The organism is Marinoscillum sp. HNIBRBA16962, assembly GCF_057801515.1.
On sequence record NZ_CM173603.1, the window covers coordinates 3,511,514 to 3,530,438 of the forward strand.

13 protein-coding genes are annotated in these 18,925 nt (G+C 44.8%); 3 read left to right on the top strand and 10 right to left on the bottom strand.

Annotated features, from left to right (window positions below):
• Positions 1 to 4: 4 nt before the first annotated feature.
• From AC3E9V_RS14545 to AC3E9V_RS14590, 10 genes are all read right to left on the bottom strand, one after another.
• Positions 5 to 1,015, bottom strand: coding sequence for a sugar kinase (locus AC3E9V_RS14545; protein WP_488748857.1), 1,011 nt, complete (start codon positions 1,013 to 1,015; stop codon positions 5 to 7).
• Positions 1,016 to 1,136: 121 nt separating this feature from the next.
• Entirely contained in the window at positions 1,137 to 2,177 is a 1,041-nt protein-coding gene (locus AC3E9V_RS14550; protein ID WP_488748858.1) for a PfkB family carbohydrate kinase, read from the bottom strand.
• 25 nt (positions 2,178 to 2,202) lie between these two features.
• A complete protein-coding gene (gene uxaC, locus AC3E9V_RS14555) occupies positions 2,203 to 3,603 on the bottom strand; it encodes a glucuronate isomerase (RefSeq protein WP_488748859.1) in 1,401 nt (466 codons plus the stop codon).
• A 42-nt stretch (positions 3,604 to 3,645) separates the two neighbouring features.
• Positions 3,646 to 4,830 (bottom strand): mannonate dehydratase, encoded by a 1,185-nt coding sequence (gene uxuA / locus AC3E9V_RS14560; protein WP_488748860.1) that lies wholly within the window; start codon positions 4,828 to 4,830, stop codon positions 3,646 to 3,648.
• A 21-nt stretch (positions 4,831 to 4,851) separates the two neighbouring features.
• Positions 4,852 to 5,697, bottom strand: a complete 846-nt coding sequence (locus tag AC3E9V_RS14565) for an SDR family oxidoreductase (protein WP_488748861.1) — start codon at positions 5,695 to 5,697, stop codon at positions 4,852 to 4,854.
• Between the two features lie 117 nt (positions 5,698 to 5,814).
• On the bottom strand, positions 5,815 to 6,579 hold the full coding sequence (locus AC3E9V_RS14570) for an SDR family NAD(P)-dependent oxidoreductase (RefSeq protein ID WP_488748862.1): 765 nt from the start codon (positions 6,577 to 6,579) through the stop codon (positions 5,815 to 5,817).
• Positions 6,580 to 6,589: 10 nt separating this feature from the next.
• A complete protein-coding gene (locus AC3E9V_RS14575) occupies positions 6,590 to 6,979 on the bottom strand; it encodes a VOC family protein (RefSeq protein ID WP_488748863.1) in 390 nt (129 codons plus the stop codon).
• The gene (gene kduI / locus AC3E9V_RS14580; protein ID WP_488748864.1) at positions 6,979 to 7,815 is read right to left on the bottom strand and encodes a 5-dehydro-4-deoxy-D-glucuronate isomerase; all 837 of its coding nucleotides are present in this window, start codon (positions 7,813 to 7,815) and stop codon (positions 6,979 to 6,981) included. Before kduI ends, AC3E9V_RS14575 begins: the two co-directional genes overlap by 1 nt.
• 1 nt (position 7,816) lies before the next feature.
• Complete coding sequence (locus AC3E9V_RS14585; RefSeq protein WP_488748865.1) at positions 7,817 to 9,040, bottom strand: DUF4861 domain-containing protein; 1,224 nt, start codon at positions 9,038 to 9,040, stop codon at positions 7,817 to 7,819.
• Positions 9,041 to 9,130: 90 nt separating this feature from the next.
• Positions 9,131 to 9,793, bottom strand: coding sequence for an NUDIX hydrolase (locus AC3E9V_RS14590; RefSeq protein ID WP_488748866.1), 663 nt, complete (start codon positions 9,791 to 9,793; stop codon positions 9,131 to 9,133).
• 453 nt (positions 9,794 to 10,246) lie between these two features.
• Between AC3E9V_RS14590 and AC3E9V_RS14595 the strand changes: the two genes are divergently transcribed.
• From AC3E9V_RS14595 to AC3E9V_RS14605, 3 genes are all read left to right on the top strand, one after another.
• On the top strand, positions 10,247 to 11,065 hold the full coding sequence (locus AC3E9V_RS14595) for a ThuA domain-containing protein (protein ID WP_488748867.1): 819 nt from the start codon (positions 10,247 to 10,249) through the stop codon (positions 11,063 to 11,065).
• A gap of 220 nt (positions 11,066 to 11,285) precedes the next feature.
• Entirely contained in the window at positions 11,286 to 18,518 is a 7,233-nt protein-coding gene (locus AC3E9V_RS14600) for an Ig-like domain-containing protein (RefSeq protein WP_488748868.1), read from the top strand.
• Between the two features lie 179 nt (positions 18,519 to 18,697).
• Complete coding sequence (locus AC3E9V_RS14605) at positions 18,698 to 18,844, top strand: lmo0937 family membrane protein (protein WP_488748869.1); 147 nt, start codon at positions 18,698 to 18,700, stop codon at positions 18,842 to 18,844.
• Positions 18,845 to 18,925 lie beyond the last annotated feature (81 nt).

Consider the following 18,925-nt stretch of genomic DNA (forward strand, 5'->3'; position numbering starts at 1 on the left):
AATCTTATCGTATAATCTTTCCTGATGTATTTCCTTCCATTAATTCTTTTACATTTTCGACTGATACCATATTGGCATCTCCCTCTACAGTATGCTTGAGTGCACAAGTTGCCGTAGCAAATTTCAGCGCCTGGTAATCGTCATCATAATTCATGAGTCCGTAGATGATACCAGCTGCATAAGCGTCACCGGTACCCACACGATCTACAATGTGTGTCACATTGAGTTTGGAGGTTTTGAAAAACTCCTGACCGTTCCACATTTTACCCTGGATCCGGTTATGCGAAGCGCTGACCATCTCCCGGTCTTTATCAAATACCTTTTTGATGCGTGGATTTTTCTTCATCAACCCTCTGGCAGCCGAAATGAACTGCTCATGCTTCTCTCCTTCTGCCCTGATACCGAAAATCTCATCCATATCCCTGACACTGGCAATCACAATATCACAGCCTGCTACAAGATCAGGCATGATTTCCTGCTGTGTTTTGCCGTAGTTCCAAAGGTTCTTCCGGGAATGGACATCTGCCGAAACCATAACTCCCATTTCATTAGCCACTTTGATTGCTTCAGCACAACATGCAGCAGCTCCGGCAGAAACGGCGGGAGTAATCCCGGTCCAGTGAAACCAGTCCGCATCTTTAAAGATGGCTTTCCAATCTACCATTTCCGGCTGGATCTTAGCAAAAGCAGACCCCTCTCGCTCATATACTACCTGACTGGACCGATGGACAGCTCCTTTTTCTAGAAAGTATTTTCCCATCAGGTCTCCTCCATAGAGCACCCGGGAAGTATCCAGCCAATGATGTCTTAAAAATTGTGTAGCTGACCGACCAACGAGATTGTCAGGAAAGCGTGTGACATGGGCAGCATTCATTCCCAAATAAGCCAATGAAATGGCTACATTGGCTTCACCACCTCCATAGGCCAGATCCAGTGTGGTGGCCTGGGAGAATTTAGCTACCCCGGGCGGGGACAGCCGCATCATGACTTCTCCAAAGGTGATTACGTTCTTCATTCTTTTTTTACAGCTAATCCATTAAAATTAAAACAAGTCGGCCCTTCTCTTTTTAAACCAATACTTAAAATGAATTATTTCCTAATACACTTCAAACCGGGCCGACTTGTAATCTTATCTGCTATCTGGCAACCCGGCCAGATGCATCACCGCCCATTAATTTTTCTACTTCACTTACAGTGACAAGGTTGGCGTCTCCTTTGATGGTATGCTTCAGGCAAGATGCTGCCACAGCAAAATCAAGGGCATTCTGATCATCTCCCGGATAAGTAAGCAATCCATAGATCAGTCCTCCCATAAATGAGTCCCCTCCTCCTACACGGTCTACAATATCGGTGATCTGATATTGACGGGTATCGTACATTTTCTTTCCATCGTACAATACTCCGGCCCACGTATTGTGAGAAGCTGATATAGAACCGCGAAGTGTCGTAATTACTTTTTTTGCTTTAGGGAATTTCTCCATCATCTGCTGACACACAGACAGGAAAGCTTCCGCCTTTACTTCATGGCCATGCTTGGTCACATCCAGTCCTTCCGGCTTAATGCCAAAGTGCATTTCAGCATCTTCTTCATTACCTAGGATGATGTCGCACTGAGAAGTAAGCTCGGTCATGATCGCTTCACGATCTCCATCATATTTCCAGAGCTTGGCCCGGTAATTCAGATCCGTGGAAATGGTCAATCCCATTTCACTAGCCACTTTTACTGCTTCCAGACAAGCATCTGCAGCGCCTTGTGAGATGGCAGGTGTAATTCCGGTCCAATGAAACCATTGCGCATCTTTAAAAACTTCTTTCCAGTCCACCATGCCAGCTTTGATCTCGGCCATAGCAGAATGAGCCCGATCATAAACCACTTTACTTCCACGACTCACTGCGCCTGTTTCCAGGAAATAAATACCTAACCGGTCGCCACCAAAGATGATGTTTTGCGTATTTACTCCCCTTTTTCGCATTTCCATCAGCGCACACTCACCAATATCATTTTTCGGAAGTCGTGTGACAAAATCTACCGGTATGCCATAGTTGGCTAAAGAAACAGCTACGTTGGACTCTCCTCCGCCATAAACCACATCAAAGGATGAAGCCTGGGAAAAGCGTAAAAATCCCGGAGGCGCCAACCTCAGCATGATCTCTCCAAATGTTACTACTTTTTTCATCTTTCTATTTCAATTATCGCTTGTATTAAAACTTAAAAAACTGTTCTGCATTCTTATAGCAAATGCCTTCTACCATGCCTCCTAACCATTCAATATCGTCAGGCAGCTCTCCATTCTCAACGTCTGTCCCGATCAGGTTGCAAAGTATACGTCTGAAATACTCATGTCTCGGGTATGAGAGGAAGCTTCGGCTGTCCGTGAGCATTCCTACAAACCGGCTGAGCAATCCCATATTAGAAAGGGCATTGATCTGCCTCTCCATGCCATCTTTCTGATCCAAAAACCACCAGGCTGATCCATACTGGATCTTACCGGCTATGGAGCCATCATTGAAATTTCCGATCATGGTAGCAAAGGCCTCATTGTCAGCAGGGTTCAGGTTATAAAGAATTGACTTAGCCAACTGATCTGAATTGTCCAGAGCATTGAAAAACTGGCTTAAGGCCCTGACCTGTGAGAAATCCCCTATAGAATCAAAACCCGTATCAGGTCCCAGCTGACGCATCATCCGCGAGTTGTTATTCCGGATAGCCCCCAGATGAAACTGCTGGGTCCACCCTTTTGCATGGTACATTTTGCAGAGCTCCACAAGCACAGTCATTTTAAACACCTGTGTCTGCTGCTCATCCGCAGGTTTCCCCTGCATTAATAATTTAAAAGTGTTTTCAGCCTCTTCTCTTGAATATTCCACTGCGTAAAGCTGCTCAAGACCGTGATCCGAAAGCCTGCACCCCATTTCTTCAAAGAAGTCTACACGCTTTTGAGCAGCCTCCAGCAATTGATCAAATGTTTCAACCGTGAAGCCTACGACCTCTCCCAACTTTTGTAAATAATCCTGATACCCCTGCACATCCTCTATTGCATAAAGTTTGTCCGGGCGAAAGGTGGGCAATACTTTGATCTCAAAACCTTCATCCGCAAGCTGCTTGTGATACCGAAGGTCATCTGCAGGGTCATCGGTAGAGCAAACTACCCTTACATTCATTTGCTTCAGTAACCCACGACAAGAATAACCGGAGCTATTCAGTTTGTCAGTAGACTCCTTATAGACCTTATCTGCAGTATTCTTATTGAGAATGGTTTCAATACCAAAATACCGTTTAAGCTCCAGGTGAGTCCAGTGATATAATGGATTTCTGGCTGTATGTGGAACCGTCTCAGCCCACTTTTCAAATTTTTCCTGATCAGATTTTCCACCGGTCACATATACTTCATCTACTCCATTCGTCCTCATAGCCCTCCACTTATAGTGATCTCCTTCCAGCCAGGCTTCTGTGATTGTTTTAAATACCCGATCCTCGGCTATGTCTTTCGGAGACAAATGACAGTGGTAGTCTATGATGGGCATTTTTGCCGCATACTCGTGATAAAGCACGGATGCGGTTTTATTGCTCAATAGAAAATCTTCCTCTAAGAACTTTTTCATTTTTTTACGTCTATGTTATTACCTTACCTAAGTTTCAAAAAATCACTTAAGAGACCTTCTGATCCCTAATTCCAACCCCCGCAATTCAGCAAGTCCTCTTAACCGGCCAATTCCCGAATAACCAGGATTGGTCTTTTTTTCCAGATCATCCAGCATCTGATGTCCGTGATCCGGTCTCATTGGCATACGCACATCTTTTCGTCCTTCACTTATTCTTCGGTTTTGCTCCAGCACCAACGCCTTCATCACAGCATACATATCTACATCCCCATCCAGATGATCCGCTTCATGAAAATTCCCCACTTCGTCACGCCTTGTGCTTCTCAAATGGATAAAATGTATCCTGGAACCCAATCGATCAATTATCCCTGGCAGATCGTTATCCGCCCGTACTCCATACGATCCAGTGCAGTAACACAACCCATTGCGTAAACTATCTACAGCATCTAAAAGCTGCTTCGCATCTGCCTCTGTACTTACTACCCGGGGTAGTCCTAAAATCGGATATGGAGGATCGTCCGGATGAATAGCCATATTTACTCCTGCTTCTTCTGCTGCTGGTATGATGGCTTCCAGAAATGCATATAAATTATTTCGAAGCTCAATATCGGATATTTTTTCGTAGGTATCCAATACTGACTGAAACTTCTCTAAAGTATAACCTTCTTCAGCGCCTGGCAATCCGGCGATAATATTATTTACAAGCTGATCTTTTTCCGCTTCTGACATTTGGTCAAAGGCCTCCTTTGCCCGGTCCTTTTGTGCTTCGGTATAATGCTCCTCCGAACCGGGTCTTTTCAATAAAAACAGCTCAAACGCAGCAAACTGGGCAGCATCAAACCTGAGAGCCCTGCTACCGTCCGGCATTTCATAAGCCAGATCCGTTCGGGTCCAATCCAGCACTGGCATAAAATTATAACAGACCGTATCGATACCGCACTTGCCCAGGTTTAAAATACTTTTCTTGTAATTTTCGATATATTCCTGATACCTGCCAGTACGCTTTTTGATGTCTTCATGAACCGGAATACTTTCTACCACAGACCACGTTAAACCGACCGTTTCCACTTCAGCTTTTCGTTTTAAAATTTCTTCCTCCGTCCATACCGTACCATTTGGGACATGGTGCAATGCGGTAACTACTCCGGTTGCTCCGGCCATCTTTATATGTGAGAGTTTCACAGGATCATTGGGACCGTACCACCGCCAGGTTTCTTCCAGTTTCATAGAAATAATGGTTTTAAATTTTTACACACCGCTAAATGCACTAAATCCTCCGTCAATGGGAACTACCACACCTGTGACAAACCTGGAACTGTCACTGCAAAGCCACATAAGCGTGCCCAGAAGATCATTCGGCTCACCAAAGCGTCCCATTGGCGTATGATCAATAATCGTTTTCCCCCTATCTGTCAGGTTTCCATCCTCGGATGTAAGCAATGCCCGGTTTTGGTCGGTAAGAAAAAATCCGGGAGCTAAAGCATTTACCCGAACATTGACCTTTGAAAAATGGACTGCTAACCATTGAGTGAAATTACTCACCGCAGCTTTCGCCCCGCTGTAAGCAGGTATTTTAGTCAGTGGCCTGAAAGCATTCATGGAAGATACATTGATCACTGATGTACCTTCCCGTCCGATCATATCTTTAGAAAAAACCTGGGTAGGCAATAGCGTACCTATAAAGTTAAGATTGAAGACAAACTGGATACCCTCCGGATCAAGATCAAAAAATGTGATAAGGCCATCTTTATCAATATCAGCTTCCTCAAGATGCGGTTTCCCGGTGGTACCTTTTGGGTGATTTCCACCTGCGCCATTTATCAGAATATCACAAGGCCCATACGTTTCATTAACCAACTTATGGGCTGCCTGAAGGCTTTTTTTATCCAGAACATTTGCCTCAACCCCAAGGGCCCGATTTCCCCTGGCCTGGATAGATTGGGCTACCTTTTCAGCATTTTCCTTTCTAAGGTCCAGAATAGCTACACTGGCGCCCTGCTCAGCAAGTGCTTCAGCCATGGTGGAGCATAAAACACCTCCGCCTCCTGTTATTACTACGGTCTTGCCTGCCAGTTCTTGAAATTTTGGTATCATAAATATCTTGTTTGAAATAACCGAAGGAGCCTGATGCTGTACTTTTTAGTAATAGTATGAAGAAGTATTTACGCACATTACTCGGGCTTTCCTTCGGTTTTTCTTTTTTGTCAGAAATTATCTTCCCATCCATCCGCCATCTACCGTGACGATGGATCCATTCATATAATTGGAAGCGCTGCTGGCCAAAAAGACTGCAGGCCCTTTGAAATCTTCGGGCTCACCCCATCTGCTCTGGGGTATCCGGCTCAGGATCGCTGAGCTTCTTTCTTCATCTTCCTGAAGGGCTTTAGTATTGTCAGTGGCAATGTATCCCGGTGCTATAGCGTTTACATTGACACCCTGCGAGGCCCATTCATTGGAAAGTGCCATCGTCAGCTGGCCTATGGCTCCTTTGCTGGCTGCATAGCCCGGAACAGTAATACCACCCTGAAAAGTCAGCAACGATGCTGTGAAGATGATCTTCCCACTTTTACGCCTGATCATTTCCTTACCCAACTCACGGGACAGGATAAACTGTGCATTGAGATTCACCTCAATGACTTTGTCCCAGTACTCATCCGGATGCTCAGCTGCCGGCTTTCGCAAAATGGTTCCTGCATTATTGACCAGGATATCAATGACCGGATTTTCTGACTTTACTTTTTCAATAAAACCGTAAAGTGATTTTCGATCGGAAAAGTCACATTGATAGGCTTTGAACGACCGTCCTCTTTCATTCACAGCTTTTTCCACATCGCTTCCTTCTTCCAAAGAGGCCGATACACCAATTATATCCGCTCCAGCTTCCGCCAGACCTTCAGCTATGGCTTTACCAATTCCTCGTTTACAGCCAGTTACAAGTGCTACTTTACCATTGAGTTGAAATGTATCTAATACCATATACAATGAGTTATTTCTTATTCAGTTTAAGTTTTCTTTGACAAATCTGCAATGCCAGGCCCCAGGGATCTCGCAGCATAACCAAGTGTGTCCCATCCTTAGGCCCTTTTTCCTCCACGAATGAGGCTCCTGCGGCCAAAAGTCGCTGCTTATCGGATTCTGCATCGGCTGATTCAAATGCCACGTGAAATACCAAATGATGATTTTTGGAATGATCCATGATCGGAGCAACAGGATTTTGGTAAAACTCCATAACCACCTGATCATTGGAGTCAGCCAAAAAACGCATAAATGGAGGCTCATTATTCTCATAAACCAGGTGGAGCCCCAAATGCTCACAATACCATTCTGCCATTTTCACAGGCGCTTCTACATTCAATGCAAAATGCTCGAACCTCATCAACGAATATCTTTTAATTCTTCTCCATCCATATCCGTGAAAGACTGATTTTCACCAGCCATGGCCCAGATAAATGAGTAATTGGAAGTACCGGCTCCTGAATGGATGGACCACTCAGGTGAAATGACTCCCTGCTTATTTTGCATGGCCAGATGGCGTGTTTCCTGAGGTTGCCCCATGAAGTGCATCACCAACTGATTTTCCGGAAGGTCAAAGTAGAAGTAAACTTCCATCCTCCTCAGGTGGGTATGTGGTGGAAAAGTATTCCAGATGCTTCCGGGAGCAAGGGTGGTAAAACCCATCACAAGCTGACAGCTTTTGATTCCATCTTCATGAATAAACTGGTAGATGGTTCGCTCATTACAGTTTTCTTTAGAACCCAGATTGACCTCATTGGCATCAGAAAGTCCCGCCTTTACTGTGGGGTACTCCCTGTGGGCAGGGCATGAATTCATATAAAACTCAGCCGGATCCTGCGCATTACTGCTTTCAAAAGTCACTTTCTTTTTTCCCCTGCCAACGTAGAGGCATTCTTTGTTGGCCAGCTCAAAAGCTTCTCCATCTACGGTAACTTTACCCGCTCCTCCGATATTGATAATTCCGAGTTCTCTGCGCTCCAGGAAAAATGTGGCTTTAGTCAAATCCTCATACACCGGTAGCTCTAAAGTACTCTTGGTCGGCACAGCTCCCAGGGTCATCATGCGGTCATGCATGGAATAAACAGCCGTAATCTCACCTTCCTTCAATACATTTTCCAGCATGTACTGATCTCTCAGCTTCTCCGTATCAAAGGTTTTTAGTTCATTCGGACTTGTTGCAAATCGTATTTCTGACATATCACTTCTCGATCTTAAGTTCTACTACTTGATTTATGTTTTTAATGGTTTCCTTAATCTCATTTTCAAATGCTCCCTGATCCGCAAAAGCAGGGTTTTCTCCTTCCCATCCCGCCAAAAAGTTGAAGCGGTAAACTCCATCTTCAGGAATCAGGTAAGCCAAATAGGTATTTGTAACTCCCGGCCCCTCTTTGGGAGCTTCAGCAAAACCAGCCGTGTTTGCGTTAGGGATAAGCAATGCCATGCCCAGAACGTCGTTGTTTTCACTCTGCTTACCATGGGTATAAATAGCCTGAAAATCATCCTGGCTGACTTCATACTTTTCCATTTCCTTAAGGTTAACAATACCGGTAACCAGTGTATCTTTCGCTGCTACATCCCCTCCGCTCAATACCACTTCACTTTCATAGTACCGGGTAGATGCCCATATTGTGATGGTTTCCTGTAGTTTGTATGAAGTTCCTGCTACAGCCCATCCGGTGTAGGTAAGCCTGGCTACAGCCCGTACCGGTCCATCTGACACAATCTCAAATAAGGCTGACTCAGTTTCTCCTAATCGATAGACCGAGTCATTTTTAAGCAGGCCAAGAGCCCCTGCTCCTAAAGAGCTCCCTACCTTTAGTACGTCGAGACCCCAGTCTTGCAACTCGTGATAATTATTACCTAAACCAATCGTTTCCAGCTTCAGGGCTGGTTTGGTTTTCCCGAAAATGTCTTTTCCGTTTCGGCTATCAAAATAGCTCCTGAAGGCTACCAGTTTGTTTTCCCAGCCCGGTCCCTCGTATTGATATAGATAAGGTGTACTTTGCGCTACGTGGTCAGCTGGTCTTTCATTGCTGGTCACTGACTGAAAATCATTATTTCTTTCAGGACTGTATCCCAGGTAGGCATTTGCTTTTTGCTCAAAAGCTGGCAGCTCATCAGATGGTGTTAACGAAATACTGACTTCTTCATTTCCTTTAAGTGCATACTGAAAAGCCAGTTCATCCCATGATCCATCCCCATCCAAATCATCAAACTGCACCGGCACCTCTCCGTTATCATTGCTAAGCATAAGGTACGGAGCTTCTCCCAGAGGCAATTCATCCCTTGAGATGGTTAAAGATTTCACCAGCAATTCATCAGTTGGGTTAACCAATGTTATACAGCTTTTTTCTGTTGAACAGCTAAAAATCAGCACAGGTAGGGTGGCTGTGGTCAGGTATTTAGATAGTGTTGTTTTCATTTCTGTGTAATTTATACACAGATTAAAAGAAACGCAAATATTCTTAGTAAAAAGCATGTTGAATTTTTAATATTTCAGAATTATCAAAGTCTAGATGTTTTTTATCCTGTAAAGCTCAGGACCACCCTTTACTCCTACCTTTTTTTCTCCGGTATTGATAAGAAGGTCCATCTGGAGTATTTTTTTGCGGAAATTTCGACGGTCCAGAGATTCGTTCAGAATACTTTCATATAGGTCCTGCAGCTCCTTCAAAGTAAACTTCTCAGGAAGGAGTTCCCCAAAGATGAGGTTTTGGCTGAGGTTATGTCTGAGCTTGGCTAAAGAATCTTTGACCAGCCTGTCATGGTCAAAACCAAGCTTTTGCGGTAACTCATTCAATGAAAACCATTTAACCTCTGACACATAGTTTTTCGCAATGACCGGATGGTTTTCCGGCTTTATCAATGCATAAAAGCACACGGTAACCACACGTTTTACCGGATGCCGGTCTACGCCACTATAACACCGTACCTGCTCCTGATGGATGCCATGAATACCCGTCAAATTAAATAGGACATTATTTACAGACTCATCAAGTGTGAGCCCCTCTCCCATGATACCTCCTGGTAACATCCAGTAATCTTTAAAGGGCTCAATGGATCGCTTCACCAGCAGTAGCTTCAGTTCATTGTCCTGAAAACCAAAAATGGAACAATCCACCGTAATGGTACACTCGTAAGACGATGGTTTTACAGTTGTATTTATACTATCCAAAATGCATTGTAGTTGAATTATTGTTGATTGACTAAAGATAGAAATTCATCGACCAACCCGGTTTTTTCCGGCTAATCTAAAAAATAAATCGGCTTTTTTCCCTAATCAATCAAACAATATCCCTGTTTACTTAACAGCTCCATGGGTATCACTTGTTTTTTAAGAACTTGAAAGTCAGTTTTGCAAGCCAGTCACTTTCCCTTAATATCCGGTTTAGAAAGAGTTGGGGAAATATATTCTCCGGCGCCAGCGCATCAAATTTCCTGAATGACTTCTCAAAAAACAGAATCACCATCCGGAACAGTGCCTCTGTCAGGGTCTTCAAAGGATTTTCAGTACGTGTAAATACAAGACTGTAAAACAAAGCCATCAGATCTTCGGATTCAATGGAATAGTGTATTTAACAGGTTCTTATTATTTTGGTGGGAATTAATTATAAAAATGTAAGAGCGCATGAGTACCAGAAGATCATTTTTAAACAAAGCACTTTTAGCCACTGCAGGAGGACTACTTTCTAAATCTTTGCTAGCCAAAACCTCTAATGCCAGGCTGGCTCCATTACCTGACCTTAAAGGAAAACAGGTCCTCTTCACCCATGGTGGCTGGGAAGGCCATGAGCCCTTGAAGTTCAGAGACTATATGGTGCCCTGGATGGAATCCGAAGGAGCTAGTGTGAAGGTTTTTGACAACCTTAATCCCTATACTGATGAGACCTTGATGAGTTCAGTTGACCTGATCATACAGATATACACCATGTCCTCTATCAGCAAGGAGCAGGAAGCAGGCCTCCTCAAAGCTGTAAAAAATGGAGCAGGTATGGCCGGATGGCACGGAGGCATGTGTGATGCCTTTAGATCAAATGTGGAATATCAATATATGACCGGTGGCCAATGGGTAGCACATCCGGGCGGTGTCATCGATTATTCTGTTCAGATCACAGATCATGAAGATGAAGTCACGGCCGGACTGGATGACTTTAACATGACCAGCGAACAATACTTTATGCATATCGATCCCAATGTAAAAGTACTTGCCACCACCACTTTTAAAGGAGATCACGACTCCTGGATCGACGGTTGTGTCATGCCGATTGCCTGGAAAAAAATGTATGGAAAGGGAAGGATCTTTTACACTTCATTAGGTCACAACCTAAACCACGTAACCGAAGTACCTGAAGCGATCAGCATTATAAAGCGAGGCATAAGATGGGCAAGCGCCAGCAAGTATGAGCCAGCAGAAAAATGGCTAAGTCCCGTATACCGCCGTGCCTGACTTGCATCATTAGGTAGCGCTATTTTTTCGTAATTTTTTTAAGCTCCGGAACGAACCCTCTGAAATTGGCCATTAAGCTGATTTCAGAGGGTTTTTACTTTTAAAACACCGTTATCTACCCTTCGACCAATAACGTATTTTACCCCATGAATATTGCATTTTTATCGACAAATATTTACATTAAGATTAATAGTTATTTGTCATATTAAAAACCAATATTATGGAAAACCAATCACTGAGTAAGCGGGGTTCCTATGCTTTTAAGAAGAAGCATTGGAATTCTCCAGCTATTTTATTCATGTTGATTGCCGCCTTTTTGTTCACCAACCTGCAGTCCCTGCAGGCTCAAACCGAAAAGGTACCGGCAGCACCGATTATTTGTCCTGCGAAAAATGAGGACATGTTTACCAGGGTTAACATCCCGGAAGAAGACTTTGAAGCACACAAACTACGTGTTCAGAGTACAGCCACTGCTGAATTTGACATCACCTTCGGGCCAGGAGCTCTGGCCGAGCCTGATGCACAGGCAGCATTTCAATATGCCCTGGACATATGGGCTAACCAGATCGTATCTCCCGTACCGATCAAGGTCTACGTAGATTTTGCTGATCTGGGACCGGGAGTTCTGGCTTCCGCGGGACCTACTTATAACGTGATCAACTTCCCCGGAGCTCCGGAAGAGGATGTCCTCTACCCTGCTGCATTGGCAAATGCACTTGCAGGAGAAGTACTCTTTCCGGAAGAAGACTATGATCTGGTAGTAAACCTGGGTACCGGTATTCCATGGTACTTCGGACTGGATGGGAATACTCCTGCCGGGCTTTATGATTTCGTTACAGTGGCACTACACGAAGCAGGTCATGGACTTGGTTTCACAACCGTTCGAGGATACAGCGGTGGAACAGGTACCTTGAGGTCCAATGGAAACCCCTCCGTTTACGGTCTATTTATTGTTGATGGGGATGGGGACTACCTTATTGAATTCCCGGATCCATCTACGGAGCTCGGAGATGCTTTTACCGGAGGTGATATTTTCATGGATGGTACTTTTGCCAAAGCTGCTCTGGGTGGAGATCGCCCGGAATTGTATGCTCCCAGCACGTGGGCTGGTGGATCCAGTTTAGCTCACTGGGATGAAGTAGCTTTTCCCGCCGGAGATCCTAACTCACTCATGACTCCACAGGTAGGATCTGCAGAAGCCAATTTTGACATTGGAGATATTACCCGGGGCTTGTTCAAGGACATGGGCTGGGTGATCAATGATGCAGAAGCTCCACCTCTGGTGGCAAGTCCGTCATCCCTGAGTGAAGAGCTATTTGTGAATGATACTCTTTTCAGGATCATTAGTTTATCAAATATCTCCGACACGCTCATCACCGGTTATGCTTCTATCAGTAGTGGAGCTACCACCCTGAGCGCTATAATCCCTGATTCGCTAAGCATTCCTTCAGGAGAAACAGACAGTCTGACCCTGGAAATCAATGCCACCGGAATAGCTAAGGGTATTTATGTTGACACGGTTTTTATTGAAACCGAGGAAATTGAGAGTTTAATTGCCATTCCTGTGGAAGTAAGAGTTCTCGATGGCACGGAAGCTCCGACCATCGAGGTATCTCCTGACTCTTTGGTAGAAACGCTGGAACAACTTCAGGTATCTACCCAAAGCCTTACCATCAGTAATACCGGAGATGCTGACCTTAACTTCAACATTTCTGTAAATGACAGTCTGGGAAGCTTTAGCAGTCTGGTTACACAAACGGATGAGGTGCTGGCAGCCAGGTCGGTCGTCAAGGAAAGCTACCCGGCTTCTTCTGAAGCGTTAAAAGGTTCAGCTTTGGTAAAGCCAGCTTCCGGAACCTATAACCGTGTGGTAACGAGTCTTTATGCTACTGATTTTGAGAGTTTCACAACCGGGGATATTGATGGCCAGCTTGGTTGGATATCCCAATACGAAGACAACTGGGTCATCTCCGCTGATAATCCTGATGATGGTTCGCAACACTTTCGTGGAATTTCAGACGGTCTGGGTAGCACGAGATCGGGCAATATACTGGCGATCTCTCCTTCGGTAACACCCGGGGATGAAGTATTTATGGTCATGTCAGCCCGGATAAACATTCAGGGATCAGGAGTAACATGGGAAGTGATACCCCAGTCTCCTACCGCTGAGTCCGTAAACACCCGATTGCGATTCAATCCTGATGGTACGATAGATGCGCTGGTAAATCCGGAGGGATTTGTGCCGGTAGATGCCAGCATTCCTTCGGGATATTTTGATCTGAAAATCGTCGTGGATAAGGACGACTCATTTTTCTACATCTATTTCGATGATGAGCTCGTTTTCTCAGGAACAGGATATGCACCTGAAATCGAACAGGTGGTATTCTTATCGCTTATGGAAACAACAGGTTCTACTATGGATATAGACAACTTTGAGATCACTGACGGAGATCCTGATGCATTTTTTCTTTCAGTTACACCGAACTCAGGGACTGTTCCATTTGGATCTTCAACGACTGTAGACGTGAAATTTGATGCCAGAACACTTGATCCTGGTTTCTACGAATCTGCATTGAGTATTTTCAGCAACGACACAGTAAATAGTCCTGTGGAGGTTCCTGCTGAGCTTACTGTGGTTCAGCCTCCTACTATCAGTGTGGATCCGGATTCATTGTTTGCTTCGGTAAATGTGCAGGTAGATGACCCTCCGGTTAAATCGGACACCTTTACCATTTCGAATTCAGGTGAAAGTGTATTGGAGTTCAGTGCTGCATTGGATGCAATAGACTTTACGCCTTCATCAGTAACATCATCTATTGCCTATGAATCACTGGATATGGCTCTGTATGGCGTAGGCAATAATGAGGACGTGACAGAAAAGCTTGCTGGAGCACCAAAACGTCTGGGACTTAAAAAGGCAGAATCAGGTCAGGTGAGCAGCTCCACTTTCTCTGACAGTATTTACTACGATTCTGGCATAGCATTCCCTAACGATTTCTCAGGGCTACAAACAGCAGCTTACACGACAGCAATGAATTTTGATGTTGAGAGTGATTTTACACTCACTGCCGTTAGAAATGGATTCCGTACGGAAGCTTTAACGGATCCGGTGGTCATTCTTGAGATCTACAAAGGAGGAACAACACCTAATGATGGGGATCTACTCCTCACACAAACGATCGAGCAGGCCAGTGAGGAAGGAATAGTTATCGCTGAAGTGTTAAGCGAGTCGTTATCTTTCACAGCAGGTGAATCTTTCTGGGTCGTTCATAAGTACCCTGATGGAATTGAATTCCCGCAAGGTGTGGATACGGACGCTACTCAGCGACCTGACACGTATTTCTTTAGCAGTGATGGTGGAGCCACTTACAGTGCTTCAGGTTTTGTGTTTTACACAAGAGCCCTGACAGGCGGAGTTGAAGATCCTTACATTGCTTTGGAACCATCAACAGGCTCGGTAAATCCGGGAGAATCTATAGACGTAGCTGTGACCTTTGATGGGGGATCACTGGCTAATGGCCTATATGATACGGATATCGTGATTTCCAGTAATGACCCTGTAAATCCATCTACCATTGTTAACACACAGTTTGATGTCAGCGGACAGCTTTCTGAAATCGTGTTATCTGACGAATACCTGCTGTTTAACTCCGTCTTTTTAGGTGCTGAAAAAGAGCGGTCATTCACCATTACGAATGATGGCCTGGCTATCTTGAATGTGTCCAGCATCGCATCCGATAATCCTGATTTCTCAGTGGATATTTCATCCACTATCCTGGAAGCTGGAGAAAGTCAGAAGATCAACGTTACATTTGCTCCGTCTTCACTTGGAAGCATCAATGGCATCATCACCATAGAAAGTGACGCTTCCAATGCAAGTGAGCTGATCGTGGTGGTAAACGGAGTGGGAACGGAGCCCCCCTTGGCGGCATTTAATCCAAGTGAAATTTCTGATTCAACCGATGCGGGAACCACAACTGTGGCAGAAATATCTCTGGAGAATGCAGGAAACTCTCCTTTGATCTTTTCTTTCCCTGACCTGACCGCTGCCAGCATTTTGGCTGATCCAAATGTGCAGCTTAATGATACGGAAAGGATCGAGTTTACGGATTTTAGTGTGTCACAGGAAAAAGGCTACTCTGATACCCGTGTAGGATCGCCTGTTTTATACAGTGTGGGTACGGATAATGGGTTTGGATATACCTGGATAGACAGTGATGAAGCGGGTGGACCTATTTATAACTTTACGGATATCACTGCATCCGGATCACAGATCACCACTACACTAGGTGGAGATGGTACTATTGAGCTTCCTATGACTTTCCCATTTGAGTTCTATGGGGAGACATACACCAGCCTTTTTGTGAATGCCAATGGATTTGTGGCCTTTGAGGAACCGCAGACATTCAGTCCCTGGGTAAACACTCAAATTCCTACAGAAGATGATGTAAATAACCTCATAGCCGGGCTATGGGAAGACCTGGAGCCGCAAAACTTCAGTGGTTCGGTCCATTATCAGGATTTTGGTGATCGGTTCATCATTCAGTGGACGGATGCTTCTCTTTTTTTTGGATCAGATACTGAGACAGTTACTTTCCAGATCGTACTTTATGATGATGGAAATGTGGACGTGTTCTATGAAGATGTGGAAACGGCACCTTTCATCAATACCGCAACAGTTGGTATCGAAAATGGAGATGGTACTGATGGAGCCCAGGTTGCATTCAACACTTCTTACATAAAAGATGGGCTTGCTGTTCGTTTCATTAAACCATCCATTTCGCTTACACCATTTATCAGTGATGCAAGTCCGTTATCCGGTGTAGTACCGGCAGGCGAATCCAGAACACTGGATGTTACTCTGGATGCAACGGAGCTTAATGATGGTGTTTATTATGATGAACTGACCGTATCGAGTAATGCTCCGGTGGATTCTTCCAGCACAGCGTTATTTGAGCTGACCGTAATTGGTTACCCTGAGCTTGAGGTGACCCCAGATACGGTAATGTTTGATTCACTATTTGTTGGGTTGAGCAGTGAAGCTTCATTTCAGCTGGCTAATGTGGGAACAAAAACGCTGGAAATCTCAGGTTTGAGTAACACAAATGCTGACTTTGACCTGGACACCATCGCTCCTGTTTCACTGCAGCCAGACCAAACACTTATCGTAGGAGTAGAATTTACCCCTACTTCTGTTGGTTTTATTTCGGATGAGGTGGTGATCACCAGCAATGACGCTTTTGGTAATGAGATCAAATCAGTTTACCTGTCAGGTGTTGGGGTAGATCCTCCGGTTATTAATCTTTCACCGGATTCTATCATGACAGCTGTTTATGAAGGTGACTCAACTACTGAGACGGTAAGTATCACCAATACTGGTGGTTCTCCACTTACGTACTCACTATCCCCTCCGTACTTTGCTAAAGCCGGTGAAGCCAACCAAACTACTGACCAGTATGAGCGATTGGAGTTTGCCAGGATCCGCAGCAAAGAAGAGCTGGATAGTCGTGAGGGCCCTGAATTTCTCAACGCCAGTGGCGGACCGGGCACGTTCGGATATACCTGGGTGGATAATAACAGTGGAGGTCCGGCCTATGATTACATAGATATCACTTCCATGGGTCAGTTGGCCAATGTAGGTGGAGATGGAGATGAGACAGTTGCCTTACCATTTGATTTCCCATTCTTTGGAAACACTGAAGATAGTGTAACCATCGGTGCAAATGGATTCCTGACATTCGCTCCCCTGGCAGGTATCAACTATGTAAATGATCAGATACCTAGTCCGGACAACCCAAACCTTTTCATTGCTCCGCTTTGGGATGATCTGGAACCACAAAACGGTGGTGGAGTATACTATTACGGAACATCCGAGTACTTCATCGTTCAGTATGACAGTGTGCCGGGTTTTGGCTTCCCTCCTTTCTTGCCGATCCCTGATCCGGTAAGCTTCCAGGTAATTTTATACCCTGATGGAGGTATAAAAATGCAGTACGAGAATGTAGACTCAAGTATTCGCACAAGCTCTACTGTGGGTCTGGAAGGGCCGTTGGGCTTATCCGGATTGCAGGTCATTTTCAATACGGAATACCTGACTGAAGAATTAGCGATCTCATTTACACCTCCGGTAAGCGGCTCTGTGGCGCCAGGAGAAACAGATGAGGTTCCGGTTACATTCTTCTCAGAAGGACTTGAGGGAGGAAATACTTACACCGGAGATATTACAGTAGGTAGTAACGATCCGGTTAATCCGGAACTATCTATTCCGGTAGAGCTGGAAGTGATCAGTCTGCCCGAAGTGCTGAGCTTTACATTAATAAATGCCGAGCTCAATGAGGAGATCGGACCTTTGGAAGAAGGCGATTTCATCAACATTGACAACTACGCAACAAACAGCTTCAGCATTGTCGCAAATGTTGATACGGCTGTGGATGTAGGAAGTGTGGTCTTTGATTTCAATGAAGTTTCCGGATATCAAACCGAGAACATTCTTCCGTATGCCCTGGCAGGTGATCAAAATGGAGGTACATCCTACAATGGTGTTGAATTGCCGAAAGGGATAAATACGGTAACAGCCACTCCTTACTCTTCATCAGGTGGAAATGGTGAAGCAGGTATCGGACTCACGGTGAACTTTGAGGTCATCGATAATAGTCCGGACCTATGCTACGGTGGATCTGTGGCAGATTACCAACCAGGAAACCGTAAGAACGGACGCTCACTACCTGCCAGCAGGTCTAACCCGCAAAAAGCTCTGGGCGAGCCTCAGGAAAACGATTCATACAACTTTGTAGCCCTCGGTTTCGGAGGATCTATTGAGATCCAGCTGGAATGCGAAGTGATGGATCATGAGGGAAGTGATCTGCTGATCGTAGAAACTTCGTTCAGAGACGCTGACCAGGGGTGCTTTACCTATCCGGAAAAAGCCATGGTAGAAGCTTCGGCTGACGGTGTAAGCTGGTCGGTAATAGCCAGTGAGATCTGCCGTGATGGAGAAGTAGACCTGGCAGCTGGTGGATTAACAACAGCCAACTTCATCAGGATCACTGACACCAGCAACCCAGCGGACTTCCGAGGTGGAAACGCCGATGGGTATGACCTGGATGGGATCGTAGTGATCAACAACATTGGGGACTCTACTCAAGCTGCTATGGTAGCAGGTATGACTGACGAGCTCAACAATGTGGCTAATGAAGCAGATGTGGAAGTGTTGGCTTATCCCAACCCGGTAGAGGATTTCGCGAAATTCTCACTCAATGGATATGGAGATAACCTTGAAACCACATTGTATAACCTTAAAGGCGAAGCAGTCTTCCAGCAAAATGTATCGATTGAGCAAGGCACTAAAACCGGTCAGATCGATATGAGGGGCTTGACCAAAGGATTATATTACCTCAGGATCACTAAAGCGAACGGAGCAATCCTGACGCAGATGAAAATCCTGAAAATGTAATGCTGAAATTTTTTAAACAGAAAAAGGGCTTCCGCCGGGAGCCCTTTTTTATACCTAACCAACCGTTTTTCATATTGAAAACTCATTCTCGTAATGAGAACCAAAATCCCCTTTTAACCACTCATAAAGCTTTCTTTAGGCTATGGAAGGACTTTTGCATTGATCAGTGAAAAAAAATTATGAGAACCATACTTTATATAATTGCCATTATTATGGTCCTGGGGTGGTTATTTGGATTCTTTGTTTATAGCGCAGGACAGCTGATTCATATACTGCTGGTTATCGCTATTATTGCCCTTTTACTCAATGTGATCAAGCGGGCTTAGAAGGCTACCGAATAAACCCCTTTTCTGCCCTGTATTAGCGGATTCCAACTATACCTCTTGCCAAAACCCGCCAAAACTACT